An 18,552-nucleotide genomic window follows, 5' to 3' on the forward strand; every position below is an offset into this window, starting at 1 on the left:
CCTACTGCCGGAGCCGCAAAGTTGAGGGGCTAAGTACTCTTGCCAAGTTATGCTCTGCGGTCCACAGTGATGGCAAGTCTGCGGGGTACTGAACGGTCTCAGGTCGAGGAGCCCGAAATGTGTTCTTGGCGTAGATTTCCCGCACGACAACTGGCGGACAGCAGCTTCGCCCCCGCAAAAGTAAAGGTCCGCACCGAAGCTCCCGGGTTGTGGGCCAGGCAATCACCGTGGTACTGGTCATGACCGCCATAATTCGCTGGGCTGTCCAGTTCCGGTTGTTGGTCCTGGCATTGGCTGCGGGAATTCTCGCTTTTGGGTTATCAAGTTTGCCGGGCATGTCCGTTGATGCCTATCCGGAATTCGCCCCGCCGCAGGTGGAGATCCAGACGGAGGCCCTGGGGCTCTCGGCCGCCGAGGTGGAACAGCTCGTCACCTCCCCGATGGAGGCCGACCTGCTGAACGGCGTTGCCTGGGTGGAGGCGATCCGATCCAAGTCCCTCCCCGGGCTGTCCTCGATCCAGATGGTCTTCAAGCCGGGGACTGACCTTTTCCGGGCACGCCAGCTGGTCTCTGAGCGCCTTACCCAGGCCCGCGCACTGCCGAACGTGTCAGCAGCGCCGGTCCTCATGCAGCCGCTCTCATCCACCAGCCGGGTGATGATGATCAAGCTCACGTCAAAGGACATGTCGGCCATCGACATGTCTGTCCTGGCCCGCTGGACGATGAAGCCAGGCCTCCTGGCGGTGCCTGGTGTCGCCAACGTGGCCATCTGGGGCCAACGGGATCAGCAACTGCAGGTCCTGGTGGATCCGGGTCAGCTTGCAGCCAAAGGCGTCACGCTGGACGATGTCATCAAGACCACCGGCAACTCAGTATGGGTATCACCGCTGAGCTACCTGGAGGCCTCCACCCCGGGAACGGGCGGCTTCTTCGAGACCGGACACCAGCGGATCGGCGTCCAGCACGTCCTGCCAATCACCACTCCCCAGGACCTGGGTCAGGTTCCATTGGACAGTCCGGCGGGGAACCTCCTCCTGAAGGACGTCGCCACGGTTCAAACGGACCACCAGCCACTGATCGGCGATGCCCTCCTGAGCAAGGAAACCGAGCTCCTCCTGGTGATCGAGAAATTCCCCGAGACCAACACCATGGACGTGACGCGGGGCGTGGACGAGGCACTGCGCGCACTCCAGCCGGGCCTGCCCGGGGTACAGGTGGACACCACCGTTTACCGACAGGCGTCCTTCATCGAGGAGGAAGTCGGCGTAATCGGCGTCGGCCTGCTCATCACATTGCTGGTCATCGTCGCGATGTTCTGGGCGTTCTTCCGGTCATGGCGTGCCGCTGTCATCAGCCTGGTCACCATCCCGGTGGCACTCACCGCGGCGGCCCTTGTCCTGTACTGGCGCGGGGTCGGGATGAACTCCATGGTGTTCGCGGGCATGGTGCTCGCCCTCGCGGTTATCGTGGGCGACGTCGCCGAGGACCTCAGTGGGGTGGTGGCGGCGAACCTTTCCGCCAGGAAACGCGGGGACGCGCTGCACGATACCCAGCGGGGCTCGGGCCTGATTCCGGAGGCCCTTCGCTCGGTTCGTACTCCGATTCTCTACTCGCTGTTGATCATGGCGCTGGCCACGATGCCGGCATTCTTCTTCACAGGTGAGAATGGAGCCCTTTTCGGTCCACTTGTCCTGGCCTACCTGCTTGCCCTGGCAGTCTCGATGATCGTGGCGCTGGCCGTCACAGCCGCGCTGGTGTTCGTCCTCCCCGGAGCGTTGAACGCGCCGCGGGAACGCCGGTCGCTGAAGCGGCTCGAGGTGGGCTACGGCCGGCTCCTGGTCCGCCTGAGGGGAGGGGCTAAATGGATGTTCGCTGCTTCCGCCGTTGTGGCGCTGGCGGGGCTGGCCTTGATGCCCCAGCTGGCAGCCGGCCACCCCGTGGTGCCGGTAATGGCGGACAAGACCCTGGTGGTGCACTGGAGCGCGATCGCTGGTACCTCGGACCAGGAAATGAGCCGGATCACGGAGGCGGCGGCGGGCGAGCTGCGCGGCGTGCCCGGCGTGGCCAATGTGGGAGGCCACGTTGGCCGGGCCATCACCTCCGACCAGGTCGGTGACGTAAGTTCGGGTGAACTTTGGGTCAGCGTGGCACACGATGCGTCCTTCAGGGATACTGCTGCCGCCGTCAAGCAGGTCATTGCCGGCTACCCCGGGCTGACCAGCAAGGTATCGACCTATCCCCAGGAGCGCCTCGACGCGATCCGGGACGCTGCGGACAGCGGATTCGCCGTCCGGGTCTACGGCCTGGACCCCGCGATCCTGCGGCAGAAGGCGTCGGAGGTGCAGCAGATTCTGGAACACACCGCCGGCATTGCGAACGCCCATGTTGACGTTCCCCCCGAGCAGCCCATTGCCGAGGTCACGGTTGACCTTGCCAAGGCGCAGAAGGCCGGCGTCGCCCCCGGGGATGTTCGACGCGCTGCGGCCGCCTTGGTGCAAGGTATCGAAGTGGGCAACCTCTACGAACAGCAGAAGGTCTTCTCGGTCATCGTCAAGGGGGTCCCGTCCACGCGGAACAGCCTGGACAGCGTTCGTGACCTGATCATCGACACCCCCAGCGGCGGGCATGCCCGCCTGGGCGACGTCGCCCAGGTCAATATGGTCGGAAACGAGTCCGTCATACTTCACGATGACACCTATCGCCGCCTTGACGTGAAAGCCGACATCCAGGGCCGGCCCCTGAGCGACATCCAAAACGACATTAATGCGGGCCTCCAAAAGATGCAGTTCCCGATGTCGTACCACGCCGAAATCCTCACGCAGTATGCCCAGCAGCAAAGCAACATCCAGTGGCTCTGGTTGCTCGCAGCGATTGCCGCGGCGGGCATCCTGGTTCTTCTGCAGACTGCTGCCGGAAGCTGGCGGCTCGCCGTCCCGCTCGCCCTGTGCCTGGTCCTTTCGCTCTCCGGAGGCGTGCTTGCCGCCCTGGTTACCGGGGCGGTAAATTCCCTGGTCGCACTGGTGGCGTTCGCCGTCGTGCTGGGGATCGCGGCCCGGGGCACCCTGCTGATGGCGGAACGCGTCCGGACACTACAGGCCCGGGGCGGTGAAATGCCGATGCCTGGCCTGGTGGTCCATGCGGCGAGGGACAGGCTGGGTCCGACGTTGATGTCGGCCGGGATGACGGCACTTGCACTTGTGCCCCTCGTCCTGTTCGGCGGTGTGGCAGGAACGGAAATCATTCAACCGCTTGCCGTGATCATCTGGGGCGGCCTGCTGACCTCCACCCTGTCCACCCTGTTTGTGGTACCCGCCGTACTGCTCGCCTTCGCGCCGAAGGCACCAGCACACAGCGCCGGCCACGCCATCTATGAACCTACTGAAAACCAGGTTGTGTGATGAAATCAATTCCAGCAGGGCCTGCCAGGAAGCACGCAGCCCTCATTATCGCGGCGTTCCTGTCACTCCTGGTTGCAGGGTGCGCACAAGTGTCCGAAGCGGCGTCAGCCAACGACCCGGCGGCTATTGCCACGGTGCCGGGAACGGACCTTCACCGCATCACGCTCACCGATCACGCTGTCCAACGCCTCGGGCTTACCACCGTCCAGGTGGCGACGGACCCCCAGACCGGGAAGCTCACCGTCTCCTATGCGGCCATTCTGTATGACAGCACCGGCAAGACCTGGGTGTACACCAACCCCGAGCCCCTGGTTTACGTCCGCGCGCCAATCACCGTCGAACGCATCAACGCCGATGTTGCGCAGTTGGGCGACGGGCCGCCTCCCGGCACAACGGTGGTGACCACGGGCGCTGAGGAGCTTTTTGGCGCGGAATTCGACACGGCCCAGTGACATGCGCTGGATAATCGGGGTCAGCCTCAGGTTTAGGACGATCGTCGTCGCCATCGCGTGTGCGGTCATGCTGCTCGGATCCCTGCAGCTGGGTGCCGCGTCCGTGGACGTCTTTCCCGAATTCGCCCCACCCCGGGTCGAAATCCAGACCGCGTGCCTTGGCCTGACTGCCCAGGAAGTCGAAGAGCTGGTCAGCGTTCCCATCGAGGCAGCGGTAGGCGGCATGCCGGGACTGGACGAGCTGCGGTCCAAATCCGTTGCGCAGCTGTCTTCGATCGTGTTGCTCTTCCATCCGGGCACCGACCTGCTCAACGCCCGCCAGCAGGTCTCGGAACGCATGGCGTCCGTGACGGCGGCGCTGCCGACCTGGGCGGCCCCGCCGGTCATGCTGCAGCCGCTGTCCGCCACGAGCCGCGTGATGAAGATAGGAATGACGTCATCTGAGCACTCGCTCATTGAGATGTCCATGCTGTCCTACTGGACCATCCGGGCCCGCCTCCTGCGGGTTCCCGGTGTGGCCAACGTGGCAATTTGGGGGGAACGGCTCCAGATGCTGCAGGTGCAGGTGGAACCCGACAAGCTCAAAGCCCAGGACGTTTCCCTCAACCAGGTCATGGAAGTTACCGCCGGCGCCCTCGACGCAGGCCTGCTTAGGTACTCGCCCGGAAGGTTCATCGGCACCGGGGGCTTTATTGACAGCCCCAACCAGAGAATGGGGGTTCGGCACGTCCAGCCGATAAAGACTCCCGCCGACCTGGCCCAGGTGACGATCCGTGAAAAGGACGGCGTGCCCCTCCACCTTGGCGACGTAGCCCAAGTAGTGGAAGACCACCAGCCACTCATCGGTGACGCCGTCATCAATAGCGGCCATGGGCTCATGCTCATTGTCGAGAAACTGCCCTGGGGCAACACCCTGGACGTGACCAAGGGCGTTGAGGAGGCCCTGCATGAGTTGCAGCCCGGCTTGAGTGGAATCAGCTTCGACACCACCATCTTCCGCCCGGCAAGCTTTGTGGAGGAATCCATCTCCAACCTCAGCCTGGCCCTGCTGCTCGGCTGCCTGCTCGTCGTCCTGATCCTGGGCGCTTTCCTCTTCCAATGGCGGACAGCCCTCATCAGCCTCATCGCGATTCCGCTGTCCTTGCTCACAGCTGCCCTGGTCCTGTATTTCACCGCCAGTTCGATCAACACGATGGTCCTTGCGGGGCTGGTCATTGCGGTCGGTGTCGTGGTCGATGACGCCATCATCGACGTCGAAAACATCATGCGGCGGCTGCGGCAGCACCGCGCCCGGGGCAGCGGCGAATCCACGTCCTCGGTGGTGTTGAAAGCCTCGCTCGAAATGCGGAGCCCCATCGTCTATGCCACCCTGATCATTGTGGTGGCGGCAGTACCCATCTTCTTCCTGGATGGACTGACGGGCGTCTTCTTCCGGCCGCTGGCAATCACCTACACGCTGGCAGTACTCGCCTCAATGCTGGTGGCGCTGACGGTCACTCCGGCCCTGGCACTGATCCTCCTCGGTAACGCCAAACTGGAGAAGCGTGACGCTCCCCTCGTCCGCGTGCTCAAGCGCGGCTACCACGCGGTCCTTTCAGGCATGATGAAGCGGCCCCGCTACGGCTACGCGGGATTTGGAGTCGTCGCCCTGGCAGGTTTGGCGATAGCACCCCTCCTGGGCTCATCCCTGTTCCCCACTTTCAAGGAACGGGACTTCCTGATGCACTGGGTCTCACAGCCGGGAACGTCAGCCGCGGAGGAATATCGGATCTCCCAGCGCGGCTGCGAGGAGTTCCTCAAAGTGCCCGGCGTCCTGAATTGCGGTACACACATTGGTCAGGCCTTCACCGCCGACGAGATTGTTGGCGTCAACGCGGGCGAGCACTGGATCAGCATTGACCGTCACGCCAACTACGACGAGACGCTCGCCGCCGTGCAGGACGTTGTCAACGGGTATCCCGGCCTGCACCGGGACGTCCAGACCTACCTGAAGGAACGGATCGAAGAGGTCCTCACGGGAGCCAGTGAGCCGATCCTCGTCCGCGTTTACGGGGATGACCTCAACGTGCTGCGTGAACAGGCCCAACGGGTCAAAGACATCCTGGACGGCATCCACGGCACCCAGGACGCCCATGTCTCCCTTGAGGTTGAGGTTCCGCAGATCTCTGTCACGGTCAACCTGGCCCAGGCACAGAAATACGGACTGAAACCTGGCGATGTGAGACGTGCGGCAGCCACGCTCGTGGCTGGCGAGGAGGTAGGCGACGTCTTCCGCGACGGACGTGCCTACGACGTCCACGTCTGGAGCACTCCCGCCACCCGGTCCAGCGTTACCAGCATCGAAGACCTGCCGATCGACACGCCCACCGGCCAGCGGGTCCGCCTCGCTGATCTGGCCACCGTGGCCCTTCAGCCGGTGCCGAACCAGATTGACCGTACCAACGGATCGCGCCGCGTTGAAGTTGGATCGTTCCTGGCATCGGGCGCAGACCTCGGCAACGTCGCCCGCGAGCTGCAGCAACGCCTTGACACCCTGGACCTGCCGGCCGGTTACAGCGTGCAGCTGCTAGGCGAATACACCGAACGTGAGGCGGCCACGAACCGCCTGATGATTTTCGCCGCCGCTGCCCTCGTCCTGATCCTCCTGCTCCTCCAAACATCATTCCGGAGCTGGCGGCTCGCCGTACTGTCCCTTCTGACCCTGCCGATCGCCTTGGTGGGCGGGGTTTTCGCCGCTTTCATGTCCGGCGGGATCCTTTCCCTGGGCTCGGTTGTGGGCTTCCTGACGGTGATGGGTATCGCTGCGCGCAACGGCATTTTGCTCATCAGCCACTGCCAGCATCTGGAAAGGGACGAGGGTGAGACCTTTGGCCGTGACCTGGTGCTGCGCGGGGCGGCCGAGCGGCTGTCCCCGATCCTCATGACCACCCTGGCAACCGGATTGGCCCTGGTGCCCCTGGTGGTCATGGGGAATGTCCCGGGCCACGAAATCGAACACCCCATGGCAGTGGTCATCCTGGGCGGCCTCGTCACGTCCACCCTGCTGAACCTCTTCATTGTGCCGTCGCTGTACCTCCGCTTCGCCAAGCGGCGCCCGGCCCGCGGCACTCGCCGCCCCAACCCGGAACCAGCCCCCGCTGGATAGCGGCAGGGTGCACAAAACCCACTCACAACGAAAGGCCGGCCATGTTCCATCGACAAAAGCGATTCACCGCATACGGTTCCACGCTCATGCTTGTCCTGGCGACGCTCACCGTGACGTCCGCCGCCACCGCGGCCGCGGCACAACAACCACCGGAGCTCTGCGGTCCCGGCTCTGCGATCAACTTCGACCCTTCTGATTTCCAGACAAAACCGCATATCGACAACAAATGGTTCCCGCTCAAGCCGGGCATGCAATTCACAACCACTGGGGAGGTGTCCTCTTCGGACGGCGTCCACGCGCACAGCGTGGTCAGCACCGTGACAGGGCTGACGAAAGTGATTGACGGCATCACCACGCAGGTGGTGTGGGACCGCGATTATGACAACGGCGAACTGGTCGAATCCGAGCTGGCGTTCTTCGCGCAGAGCACCAGCGGCGCCGTCTGGCTGTTCGGCGAATACCCCGAGGAATACGAAAACGGCAAGTTGGCCGGCGCACCAAGCACCTTCATCAGCGGCATCGCGAAGGCGCAGGCCGGTATCGCAATGAAGGCCACGCCCCGGACAGATACTCCTCCGTATGTGCAGGCGTACGCACCGAAGGTGGATTTCCTTGACTGCGGGCAAGTCTTCAAGCAGGACCAGCACGTTTGTGTTCCTACGGGCTGCTACAACGACGTGCTGGTGATCGATGAATTCAACCCTCTGGAACCACCTGACGCCGGGCATCAGCGAAAGTTCTATTCAGCCGGAACCGGGCTGGTGAAGGTCACTGCAGTGGGCGGTTCCGACCAGGAATTCATGGATCTGGTGAAAGTGCGGCAGCTGGATGCCCGGCACTTCGCCCGTGTCAATGAGGAGGCCCTGGAGCAGGACGCGAGGGGCTACGAGGTCAGCAGGAGCGTTTACGCGAAGACACCGCGGGCCCAACTCTGCGATTGAGCCTCGGAACCGGACATCTCCTGACCGGAGCCCGTGAACAGGGAGGGCGGCACCAATGCCGCCCTCCCTTTTCACTGCTGTCCGGATTGTTCACTGCTGTCCGGATTGTACACTGCTGCCCGGACTGTTCACTGCTGCCCGGATTGTCCACTGCTGTCCGGGCCGCAGAGAGTGCTGCCTAGCGCACGTCCTCGTCGACCCAGTCCATGGACTTGGTGACAGCCTTCTTCCAGAGCCGCATCTGGCGGTCCTGTTCGGCCTTGTCCATCTGCGGTTCCCAGCGCTTGTCCTCGGACCAGTTGGCCGAGCACTCGCCCAGGTCCTTCCAGAAGCCAACAGCCAGGCCAGCCGCGTAGGCTGCCCCCAGCGCCGTGGTCTCGATGACCTTGGGCCTGATCACCGGGACGCCGAGGATGTCCGCCTGGAACTGCATCAATGCGTCGTTGGCGACCATGCCGCCGTCGACCTTCAGTTCGGTCAGCGGAACGCCGGAGTCCGCGTTGACGGCGTCAAGCACCTCGCGGGTCTGGAATGCCGTGGCCTCCAGGGCTGCCCGGGCGATATGGTTCTTGTTAACGAACCGGGTCAGGCCCACGATGGCCCCCCGCGCGTCGGAGCGCCAGTACGGGGCGAAGAGGCCGGAGAACGCGGGGACGATGTAGACGCCGCCGTTGTCCTTGACGGATGCGGCCAGGGTTTCCACCTCGGGGGCGCTGCTGATCATGCCCAGGTTGTCGCGCAGCCACTGGATCAGCGAGCCGGTCACGGCGATTGAACCTTCCAGGGCGTAGTGCGGCTTGGCATCGCCCAGCTTGTAGCCCACGGTGGTCAGCAGCCCGTTCTTCGAGTGGACAATTTCCTCGCCCGTGTTGAAGATCAGGAAGCAGCCGGTGCCGTAGGTGTTCTTGGCTTCTCCTGCTTCAAAGGCGGCCTGGCCGAATGTGGCGGCCTGCTGGTCGCCCAGGATGCCCGCCACCGGCGTTTCCCGCAGCAGCTGCGAGCTGTGGACGGTGCCGTAAACCTCTGAGGAGGACTTGATCTCCGGCATCATGCTTCGCGGCACGCCAAAGATCCCGAGGATTTCGTCGTCCCACTGCAGGGTTTCGAGGTCCATGAACAGGGTCCGGGAGGCGTTGGTGACATCGGTGACGTGGACACCGCCGTCCACGCCGCCCGTGAGGTTCCAGAGGACCCAGGCGTCGGTGTTGCCGAACACCAGGTCCCCGGCCTCTGCCTTTTCACGGGCGCCGTCAACGTTGTCCAGGATCCATTTGATCTTGGTGCCGGAGAAGTAGGTGGCCAGCGGCAGGCCCACCTTTTGTTTGAAACGGTCCGCGCCGCCGTCCCTGCCCAGTTCGTCGACGATGTCCTGGGTGCGGGTGTCCTGCCACACGATGGCGTTGTACACCGGCTTGCCTGTGGTCTTGTCCCACACGACGGCTGTTTCACGCTGGTTGGTGATGCCGACGGCGGCAATGTCGTGCCGCGTCAGGTTCGCCTTGGAGAGGGCCGAGCCGATGACCTCACGGGTGTTGTTCCAGATTTCCGCGGCGTCGTGTTCCACCCATCCTGCCTGCGGGAAGATCTGCTCATGTTCCATCTGGCCGGAGGAGACTATGGCGCCGCTGTGGTCGAAGATGATGGCGCGGGTGCTGGTGGTGCCCTGGTCAATGGCGATTACGTACTGGTTCATGATGACGTCCTTGTCTTGTTAATGGCTGTGATGAGTACGGGTCAGGAAGCGGCCGTGATGATGATCGGGACAATCCGGGCGACGAGTCCACCCAGGGCGCCGCCCACAAGCGGGCCGACCACAGGAATCCACGAATAGCTCCAGTCGCTGGAGCCCTTGCCCTTGATGGGAAGCACAGCGTGGGCGATGCGCGGTCCCAGGTCACGGGCAGGGTTGATGGCGTAGCCGGTGGGGCCGCCGAGGGAAACACCGATACCGACCACGAGCAGCGCTACTGCCAGCGGGCCGAGCCCTGAGGGGGTACCGCCGAGGGTGAGGATGACGAAGACCAGCACAAAAGTGCCGATGATTTCGGTGATCAGGTTCCATGGGGTGGACCGGATGGCAGGGCCGGTGGAAAAGGTCCCAAGCTTGCTGGCAGGCTCGGGTTCGTCGTCGAAGTGCTGCTTGTAGGCCAGCCAGCAGACCACGGCACCAAGGAATGCACCCACCATCTCGCCACCGAAGTAGGTGAGGGTGGAAGCGAAGTCTACGGTGACTCCCGGCGCATATTCAGCCTTGCCATTGAGCAGCAGGCCGAGCGTGACGGCAGGGTTCAGGTGCGCGCCCGACTTGGCGGCGACGAAGACACCACAGAAGACGGCAATGCCCCATCCCCAAGTGACCATCAGGAAGCCGCCACTGTTGCCTTTTGTCCCCCGCAAAGCCACGTTGGCAACGACGCCGCAACCCAACAGGGTCAGCATGCCCGTGCCAAAGACTTCGGAGAGGAAGACTATTCCTAGAGACATCTTTGACTCCATTTCTTTGTTTAGTTGTCGGTCCTCCGCTGGTGAAGGACCGTGTGGCCGGGACGCTGTAACGCCCCGGCCGGAAACCTGGCCTTAGGCGACCAGGCTGTGCGTTTCCACGCGGTGGAAACGCTGCAGCACGTCCTGTGCGTGCTTGATCTCGGCGGCGCGCGCCGCCGCGTCCCACTGGAGCGGGACGGACAGGACTTCCGCCACTTCGTTGAGGAGTTCACCGGTAACCAGTCCGCGGAAGGCCAGGGAGGTACGCCGGATGAGGACGTCCACCAGGTGCCCCACCTGCTCATTGGCCGCCATGAATTCCAGTTCACGGACGCTCAGTTCACGGGTGGACCGCAGCGCGTGGTCGGGCTCGGCATCGAGGTAGGCGATGACCTCTTCGGCCCGGGTCCCGTAGCGGGTCAGCAGTCCGGCCGTGCGGTCTGCATCCCGGCCGCCGGCCATGTGGGCCTTGATCCATTTCTGCACGCCAGCTTCGTCGGCAGGGAAACCGGCGCCGCCGCCGATGGGGAGCTGCGCCGTGGACACCTTGCGCTGCACGCCGAGTTCACTGAGGACCTCGTTGGTCAGGTGCTCGGCAAGGGCACGGAAGGTGGTCCATTTGCCGCCCACCAGGCTCAGCACGACGGCGCCGCTCCCCTCAGGTGCGGACGCGCGGCGTTCGATGCGGTAATCACGTGAGACGAAGCCGGGCTGGGTGGCGTCATGGCTGGGCAGGGGGCGGACACCCGAGAACGTGTACACGATGTCCTCTGGTGTGACGTCGACCGAGGGGAAGACGTGGTTGATCAGTTCAAAGAAGTACTGGATCTCCTCGTCGGTGCAGACGGCGTCCTCCGACATGTCCGCGTCAACGTCCGTGGTGCCCACGAGAACCCGGTCGCCCATGGGGTAGATGAGGACGATCCGGCCGTCGGTGTGCTCGAAGAAGATTTCCCGGCCGCGGCAGGCGGCGAGGAGGCCCGGGTGGTCCAGCACGATGTGGGACCCCTTGGTGCCTCCCATGAACGAGGATGCCGCACCCATTGCCTGGTTGGTGTGGTCCACCCAGGCCCCGGTGGTGTTGACGATGATGTCCGCCGTGAAGTCGAATTCCTCACCGGTCAGTTCGTCGCGAAGGCGGACAGTGCTTCCCCTGCCGGTTCCCGGATTGGGGGTTGCAGACATGGATTGGAGTGACAGGTAATTGCTGGCGCGGGCCGTATCACTCTGTGCGCTGGTGCCCCTCGCGTTACCGGCGCGTCCGGCCTTTTCGCCGTCCTGCAGGACGTCCAGGGTCAGCCGCTCCGGGTTGTGGACGGACGCGTCGAAGTAGGTGGCCGTGTATTTGACGTCGGGCCGCAGGGCGGGCAGTTCCCCGAGGGCTGCCTTGTGGGTCCTGAACTGGTGCCGCGGTACCGTCCCGCCGTTCCTGGAGAACGAATCGTAGAGACTAAGCCCCACCTTGATGAGGAACGCTCCACGCTCCTTGGGCTTTCCCTGCTGCTTGTGGGTCAGGAAGCGCAGCGGTGCCGAGAGGATGCCGGAGAAGGTGCTGAAGATGGGGATGGTTGTCTGCAGCGGCTTGACATAGTGCGGCGCAATCCTGAGCAGGCGGTTGCGTTCCACCACGGACTCCCGGACCAGGCGGAACTCGCCGTTCTCGAGGTAGCGGATTCCGCCATGGATCATGTGCGAGGACGCACCGCTGGCGCCCTGGCAGTAATCTCCGCGTTCCACGAGCGCGACATCGACGCCCTGGAGTGCCAGATCACGGAAGGTGCCCACTCCGTTGATGCCACCGCCAACAACCAGCACCTTCGCGTGCGGACGTTGCCGCAGGCTGTGGACGGACGCGCGCCCGGCCCCCGGCCGGGGCACTGAAACAGAGGAGGGTTGAACAGTTGAATCCTTGGGTCCCAAAACGACTCCCTTGGGGCTTTGTGTGATGCGGACGCACTGGATAGCGCCGCCGTTCTGCTCTATTGTTCGGAGAAATGGAAAATGGAGTCAAGGACTATGCACGAACGTGCAGAATGGAAGTGAGATGGCACTTTCACGGGACGCAGATGCCCTCCGAGCTGCACAAATGTACTACTTGCAGGACCTCACCATGGACGCGATTGCGCGTGAACTGCGCACGTCACGGTCCACGGTTTCCCGCCTTTTGTCGTCCGCACGGGATTCGGGCCTGGTGCAGATCCAAATCCGCAACCCTTTGGACACCGGACCCGAACTGGAAGGGATCATCCGCCGCCGGTACAACCTTGATGTCCACGTGGTTCCCATCCTTGGCACGCTCAACGAAGCCGAAACCCTCGACCGCGTGGCCATGCAGGCGGCGCGCACCATCGGGCCCCTGGTGGATTCCAACGCCATTATCGGCGTGGCCTGGGGATCAACGCTCAGTGCAGTCAGCCGGCACCTCACCAGGAAAATCACGCATGACAGCGTGATAGTCCAGCTCAACGGCGCCGGAAACATGCACACCACGGGCATTACCTATGCCAGCGACATCATGCGCAGGTTCGGCAGCGCGTACGGAGCCCGGGTGGAGCAGTTCCCGGTTCCGGCCTTCTTCGACCACGCCGCCACCAAGACGGCAATGTGGAATGAACGCAGCGTGCAGCGCGTGCTGGAGCTGCAGGCAAAGATGAGCATCGCCATCTTCGGTGTGGGTTCCGTGCACGCCGACTATCCCAGCCACGTCTACGCGGGCGGGTACCTCGATGAGGACGACCTGAACGCCCTTGCCAACTCGGACGTGGTGGGTGACGTCGCCACGGTCTTCTTCCGCGCCGACGGGTCCTCCGACGGGATCGTCCTGAACGAAAGGTCCACCGGTCCGGCGCTTGCCCAGCTGCGGCAGGTGCGCCGCAGGATCTGCGTGGTGTCGGGGGTTTCCAAGATCAACGGCCTGCGCGGCGCCCTGGCAGCGAGGCTGGCCACCGACCTGATCCTGGACGAAGCCACCGCACGCCGCCTAGTCGATTACGAGGGACTGACCAGCTGAAGTGGGTAGAGTCGTTGCCATGAGAACCTCACCCCGGCTCAGCCTGAACAACGGCGTGCTGATAGACCAGCTCGGCTTTGGGCTGTACAAGGTGCCGCCAGCAGAGGCGGAAGGGCTCGTGGCCACCGCGCTCGCCGCCGGCTACCGCCACTTCGATACCGCCGCCATGTACGGGAACGAAACCGGCGTGGCCCGCGGCATCAGTTCCCAGTTGGGCGACGGGACAGGCAGCGGCGGCTCCGGGGAACTGTCGCCGTCCCTGAGCCGGGAGGACGTCTTCATCACCACGAAAGTGTGGAACGACCACCACGGCTACGACGCCACGCTGCGGGCTTTCGACGACTCCATGGTCAACCTGGGACTGGACTACGTGGACATGTACCTCATCCATTGGCCCTGCCCACGCCGTGGCCTGTTCCCGGAAACCTACCGGGCCCTGGAAACGCTGTACCGCGAAGGCAGGGTCCGTGCCATTGGCGTCAGCAACTTCCAGCCGGCACACCTTGACCGCCTGCTCCAAAGTGCCGAGGTGGTTCCCGCCGTCAACCAGATCGAACTGCACCCGTGGCTGCAGCAGGAGGAACTGCGCAGCAAGCACGCCGGCCTGGGCATCCGGACAGAAGCGTGGAGCCCGCTGGGCCGCGGCCAGGTCCTGGCCGATCCGGTGATCCAGGCCTGCGCCGCCGAGCACGGCCGGACGCCTGCGCAGGTGATCCTTCGCTGGCACATGCAGCTGGGGAACATCGCCATTCCCAAGGCCAGTTCCGAAGCGCGGATCCGGGAGAACCTTAACGTCTTCAATTTCGAACTCTCCGAACGCGACCTGGCGGCCATCAACGCGCTGGACCGCGGGCATCGGACGGGCTCGCACCCGGACAACGTCAACTAGGCCCGCGCATGGACACCGTAAATCCGGGGACCTCCCCTGCGCCTGCGTACCTGAGCGCGGGGCTTTCCGCCCGCACCTCAGCCTCCACCGTGACCATCGACGGCGGCACGGTGGCCTTCTGGACCTATGCGCCCCTGCAGGAAACGCCGGAGACCCGCACCATCCTGGTGGTCCATGGGTTCCGCGGCGACCACCACGGGCTCCTGCGCGTCGCGGACAAACTGCCGGAGATGCGCATCATCATGCCGGACCTGCCCGGCTTCGGCAGCTCCGATGCCTTTGCCCGGGACCCGCACTCGGTGGAGCGCTACGGGCAGTTCATCAGTGACTTCATGGCGTCCCAGGGACTGGGGCCGGAAACCGTGCTGCTGGGACATTCATTCGGCTCCATCCTTGCTGCGTACTTCGTGGCCAACAACCCGGAGGCCGTGCGTCCCCTGATCCTCATCAACCCCATCGCTGCTCCGGCGCTGGAAGGACCCAAGGGCGTGATGACGCGGCTGGCAGTCCTGTATTACCGGCTGGCGGCACGGCTCCCCCGCGGGCCGGGCCTGGCCCTGCTGCGCAACCGGCTGATTGTGCGGGTCATGAGCGAGGCCATGGCCAAGACCCGCGACCGGGAGCTGAGGGCTTTCATCCACGGCCAGCACCACGCCTACTTCAGTTCCTTCGCGGACCGGGACAGCCTGCTGGAGTCGTTCACGGCCTCCGTCAGCAACCACGTGGCGGAGGTGGCCGGACAACTCGAACTCCCCGTGCTGCTCATCGCGGGCGAAAAGGATGAAATCGCCACCCTTCCCAGCCAGCACCGCCTCCTGTCACTGCTTCCGGACGGGGAACTGAAGGTGATTCCCGGCGTCGGACACCTGATCCACTACGAAACGCCGGAGCCGGCCGCCCGACACATCCGCAGCTTCCTGAAGGACCACCCCGCGTGAAGATCGTCATTGATGCACGTTTCACCCGTACCGACCATCACGACGGCATCAGCCGCTACGGAGCCAGCCTGATCGCTGCCACGGCAAAAATCGCGGATGTCTCCATGCTGGTTTCCGACGTCCGGCAGCTGGCCCTCCTGCCGGACGTGCCGTACACGCTCATCAGCAGTCCGCTGTCGCCGCTGGAGCTGTTCGTTGCCCGGAAGGTCAATGCCACCGGGGCTGACGTGGTGGTGTGCCCCATGCAGACCATGGGTACCTGGGGCCGGAAGTACGGGCTGATCCTCACGCTGCACGACCTCATCTACTATGAGCACCCCGCTCCCCCGGGCTTCCTGCCGGCCCCCGTCCGGCTGCTCTGGCGCCTCTACCACAAAGCGTTCTGGCCGCAGCGGCTGCTCCTCAACCGGGCCGACACCGTGGCCACCATCAGCAGGACCACGGAGGCGCTGATGGCCAAGTACCGGCTGACGCGCCGGCCCGTCCGCATCATCGCCAACGCTCCCCAACCGGCGCAGGAACCCCGCCAGCCTGGCGACGGCGCGGACAAGACCATCATTTACATGGGTTCGTTCATGCCCTACAAGAACGTGGAAACCATGGTGGCCGGCATGGCCGGACTGCCCAAATACACGCTGCACCTGCTGAGCCGGATCACGCCGGAGCGGCGGGCGGAGCTGGAAAGCCTCATCCCGCCGGGCGCCTCCGTGGTGTTCCACAACGGCGTGACGGACGCAGAGTATGACGGCCTGCTGCGCCGGGCGACGGCGCTGGTGAGCCTGTCCCGGGCCGAGGGATACGGCCTTCCCCTGGTCGAGGCCATGGCCGTGGGTACCCCGGTGATCGCCAGCGACATTCCCATCTTCCGGGAAGTCGGCGCGGACGCCGCCACCTACGTGGACCCGGAGTCACCCGGGCAGTTCGCGGACGCGGTTGCGCAGCTGCAGGACGACGCGCACTGGCAGGACATGTCGCGCCGCTCCCTGGCCCGGGCGCGGGAGTTCAGCTGGGATGAATCGGCCCGCCAACTGGTGGAAGCGGCACACGAGGTCGTGGCGAAAAGGCGCCGCTGAGGACGTCCCCAAGGCACCATTGCCCTGGCCGTCACAGAACGTCCCCAGCCTAGAGGACGTCAACACCGTCCAGGCGCAGCTGCACAGGGTCCGTGGCCCGTTTGGCGGCCACGGCTGCGCGGGTCACCCGCAGGACACGGACGACGGCGGCGGCCTGGCCATAGGGGAAGAACAGCAGGGTCCGGACGTCCTCGGCCGAGCGCCGGCCGGAAGGCGGTGCGGTGAGCACCAGCGGCGCCGGACCGGCGGTGCGGATAGTTATCCCCGCGCCGGCGAGGTCCGCTGCCACGGCACCTGTGTAGTGTTCGACGGCGGCGCGCGGCCCGGTGACCGAGGCGATGCGCACCGCTGGGGGAAGCTGCAGTTCCACGCGCAGGGACAGTTCCCGCTGGGCATAGCCGGCCGGGTCCCAGCGCAGCAGCGCGCCGGTGGCTGCTGTGTCCGTGGCGGTGACCACCACCAGCCCGCCGTCCGGGGCGGGACGGACGAGGGCAGCGGCGTTGAACCAGCGGCGTACCGTGTCTTCGCCCGCCCGGAGAGTCTCCCGGCGCAGCAGGGAATCGCCGTCCAGCAGCAGGGCGGCAGCATACCCGGCCTCCGCCACCGGTTCGGCCCCCACGGTCGCCACCACCAGCGACTTTCCCGCCCCCACCGTGGCTTTCACTTGGTCGCCGGACGATGTGATGACCGTTGTGCCGGGAAAGGCCCGGCCAAGCTCCTCGGCTGTACGGAGGACTCCGGTGGAACCTTTCCGCAGCCGCCGGGCGCCGCAGTGAGAGCACTTCCAGTCCGGCGCCGGCGTGGAACACCAGCGGCATTGGGGAAGCGCGGAGGTGCCGGCCAGCGCAAGGGGCCCCTGGCAGTTCCCGCAGCGGGCCGGCTCCCGGCAGGTTTCACACACCAGTGACGGCGCGTACCCTGCCCTGGCAACCTGGACCAGGACAGGGCCACGCTCAAGACCTTCCTTGGCGGCCTGCCAGGCAGCGTGCGGCAGGCGCGCGATGGTGGCCAGTGGGTCCCGCCCCTGCTCGAAGCTGTCTGCCGTGCTGACCACGCGGGGAACCGTCCTGCGGACGGTGGCACGCTCGGTGTGAACCGGGACGGCCCAGCCGGCTTCCACCAGACGCTGGACCTCGGTGCTGCGCGCGTGCCCGGCAAGGAGGCAGGCCGTGCCCTCCTGCTCGGCGCGAAGGAGCATGACCTCCCGTGCGTGGGCGTACGGTGCGCGCTGCTCGATATGGAGGTCGTCGCCGTCGTCCCAGCACGCCACGAGCCCCAGGTCCTGCACCGGGGCGAAGGCGGCCGAGCGTGTCCCGATGGCGATGGTGGCCTTGCCCGCGAGCAGGCGCAGGAAGTTCCGGTACCGGGGCGTGGGCCCGTCGTCGGCGGTCAGCCTGGCTACGGCAGCGTCCGGCACCAGGTCCTTGAGTGCCTGCTCCAGGCGGTCCAGGTCCCGGTAGTCAGGCACCACCAGCAGGGCGCCCCTTCCGGAGGAATGCGCTGCAGCGGCGGCCTGGGCAAGCATGGCCGGCCAGCCGGCAGTCCCGTAGCCCTGCAGCGGGTTGACGGCGGCCCGCGGAGATCCACCGGCGGCCAGGTGCCGCAGGAAAGCGGCACCTGTGCGGAGTGTGCCCCAGGCTGAAGATCCGGGGCTGCCCTGGACGTCCTGCACGGCTTCGGCGTCGGGGATGTCCAACGAGTCCGGAAAGTCCTTTTCCAGCCTGGCAACCCGGGGTGGAACGGCTAGGCGCAGGACATCGCTGACCGTCCCCGCATACCGTGCAGCGACCGCCGTGGCGAGGTCCCGGACGGCCGGCGTAAGGACCTGGACCGGGGACACAACTTTTGCCAGGGGTACAAGGGTGTGTCCGGCGTCGGACTGTGCCACGCGTTCCAGGACGAATCCACTGAGGTCCTGGCCGTTGAACTTGACCTTGACCCGGACCCCAGGCTGGGCTGCCTGGTCAAGCGCGGCCGGGACGGCATAGTCGAATGGGCGGTCCAGGTGAGGCAGCGAGGACTCAATGAGCACCCGCGCCACCGGAAGCTGCTCCGCCACGGTGACGCCGCCTTGCACGGGACGTGCAGGGAAGCCCTGGAGCAGGGACGGCTGGACGGAACTGCCAGCAACCATGGCGGTCACCTCCGTTCAGCTGACGGGTTGGACAGGATCAGCCAAGCACCGGGCACTGACATTGGACGTCCGGCAGCCGGCCGAAGCC

The 18,552-nt window shown here is 65.2% G+C and carries 12 protein-coding genes; 8 read left to right on the plus strand and 4 right to left on the minus strand.

What is annotated here, in order from left to right:
- Nucleotides 1-239: 239 nt before the first annotated feature.
- The 4 genes from ASG79_RS09610 to ASG79_RS09625 are packed head-to-tail and all read left to right on the plus strand — an operon-like array spanning nt 240 to nt 7,936.
- A complete protein-coding gene (locus tag ASG79_RS09610) occupies nt 240-3,398 on the plus strand; it encodes an efflux RND transporter permease subunit (protein WP_056390830.1) in 3,159 nt (1,052 codons plus the stop codon).
- Nucleotides 3,398-3,850 carry a hypothetical protein gene (locus ASG79_RS09615; protein ID WP_018769288.1) on the plus strand — a complete coding sequence of 151 codons (453 nt, stop codon included), beginning with the start codon at nt 3,398-3,400 and terminating at the stop codon, nt 3,848-3,850. Before ASG79_RS09610 ends, ASG79_RS09615 begins: the two co-directional genes overlap by 1 nt.
- 1 nt (nt 3,851) lies before the next feature.
- Entirely contained in the window at nt 3,852-6,995 is a 3,144-nt protein-coding gene (locus ASG79_RS09620) for an efflux RND transporter permease subunit (protein WP_056390436.1), read from the plus strand.
- Between the two features lie 41 nt (nt 6,996-7,036).
- Entirely contained in the window at nt 7,037-7,936 is a 900-nt protein-coding gene (locus ASG79_RS09625; protein ID WP_056390439.1) for a hypothetical protein, read from the plus strand.
- 178 nt (nt 7,937-8,114) lie between these two features.
- On the opposite strand, the gene glpK is transcribed toward ASG79_RS09625, so the two are convergent.
- The 3 genes from glpK to ASG79_RS09640 all read right to left on the minus strand — a co-directional run bounded on the left by glpK (nt 8,115) and on the right by ASG79_RS09640 (nt 12,298).
- The gene (gene glpK / locus ASG79_RS09630) at nt 8,115-9,629 is read right to left on the minus strand and encodes a glycerol kinase GlpK (RefSeq protein ID WP_018769291.1); all 1,515 of its coding nucleotides are present in this window, start codon (nt 9,627-9,629) and stop codon (nt 8,115-8,117) included.
- A 41-nt stretch (nt 9,630-9,670) separates the two neighbouring features.
- Nucleotides 9,671-10,420, minus strand: a complete 750-nt coding sequence (locus ASG79_RS09635) for an MIP/aquaporin family protein (RefSeq protein WP_026265770.1) — start codon at nt 10,418-10,420, stop codon at nt 9,671-9,673.
- 93 nt (nt 10,421-10,513) lie between these two features.
- On the minus strand, nt 10,514-12,298 hold the full coding sequence (locus ASG79_RS09640; RefSeq protein ID WP_056390442.1) for a glycerol-3-phosphate dehydrogenase/oxidase: 1,785 nt from the start codon (nt 12,296-12,298) through the stop codon (nt 10,514-10,516).
- Nucleotides 12,299-12,464: 166 nt separating this feature from the next.
- Here ASG79_RS09640 and ASG79_RS09645 point away from each other — a divergent pair, with 166 nt between their 5' ends.
- Genes ASG79_RS09645 through ASG79_RS09660 form a run of 4 tightly spaced genes read left to right on the plus strand, consistent with a single transcriptional unit; the run spans nt 12,465 to nt 16,330 of the window.
- Complete coding sequence (locus ASG79_RS09645; RefSeq protein WP_018769294.1) at nt 12,465-13,430, plus strand: sugar-binding transcriptional regulator; 966 nt, start codon at nt 12,465-12,467, stop codon at nt 13,428-13,430.
- A gap of 19 nt (nt 13,431-13,449) precedes the next feature.
- Nucleotides 13,450-14,319 carry an aldo/keto reductase gene (locus ASG79_RS09650; RefSeq protein WP_056390445.1) on the plus strand — a complete coding sequence of 290 codons (870 nt, stop codon included), beginning with the start codon at nt 13,450-13,452 and terminating at the stop codon, nt 14,317-14,319.
- Nucleotides 14,320-14,327: 8 nt separating this feature from the next.
- The gene (locus tag ASG79_RS09655; RefSeq protein WP_018769296.1) at nt 14,328-15,257 is read left to right on the plus strand and encodes an alpha/beta fold hydrolase; all 930 of its coding nucleotides are present in this window, start codon (nt 14,328-14,330) and stop codon (nt 15,255-15,257) included.
- Nucleotides 15,254-16,330: a glycosyltransferase family 4 protein gene (locus ASG79_RS09660; RefSeq protein ID WP_018769297.1), complete on the plus strand. Its 1,077-nt coding sequence runs from the start codon at nt 15,254-15,256 to the stop codon at nt 16,328-16,330. The genes ASG79_RS09655 and ASG79_RS09660 overlap by 4 nt, the downstream gene beginning before the upstream one ends.
- Nucleotides 16,331-16,379: 49 nt before the next feature.
- Here ASG79_RS09660 and ASG79_RS09665 read toward each other — a convergent pair whose 3' ends face one another.
- Nucleotides 16,380-18,464 (minus strand): primosomal protein N', encoded by a 2,085-nt coding sequence (locus tag ASG79_RS09665; protein WP_018769298.1) that lies wholly within the window; start codon nt 18,462-18,464, stop codon nt 16,380-16,382.
- Between the last annotated feature and the right edge of the window lie 88 nt (nt 18,465-18,552).

It is taken from the genome of Arthrobacter sp. Soil761, from assembly GCF_001428325.1.
Lineage (GTDB): Bacteria > Actinomycetota > Actinomycetes > Actinomycetales > Micrococcaceae > Arthrobacter.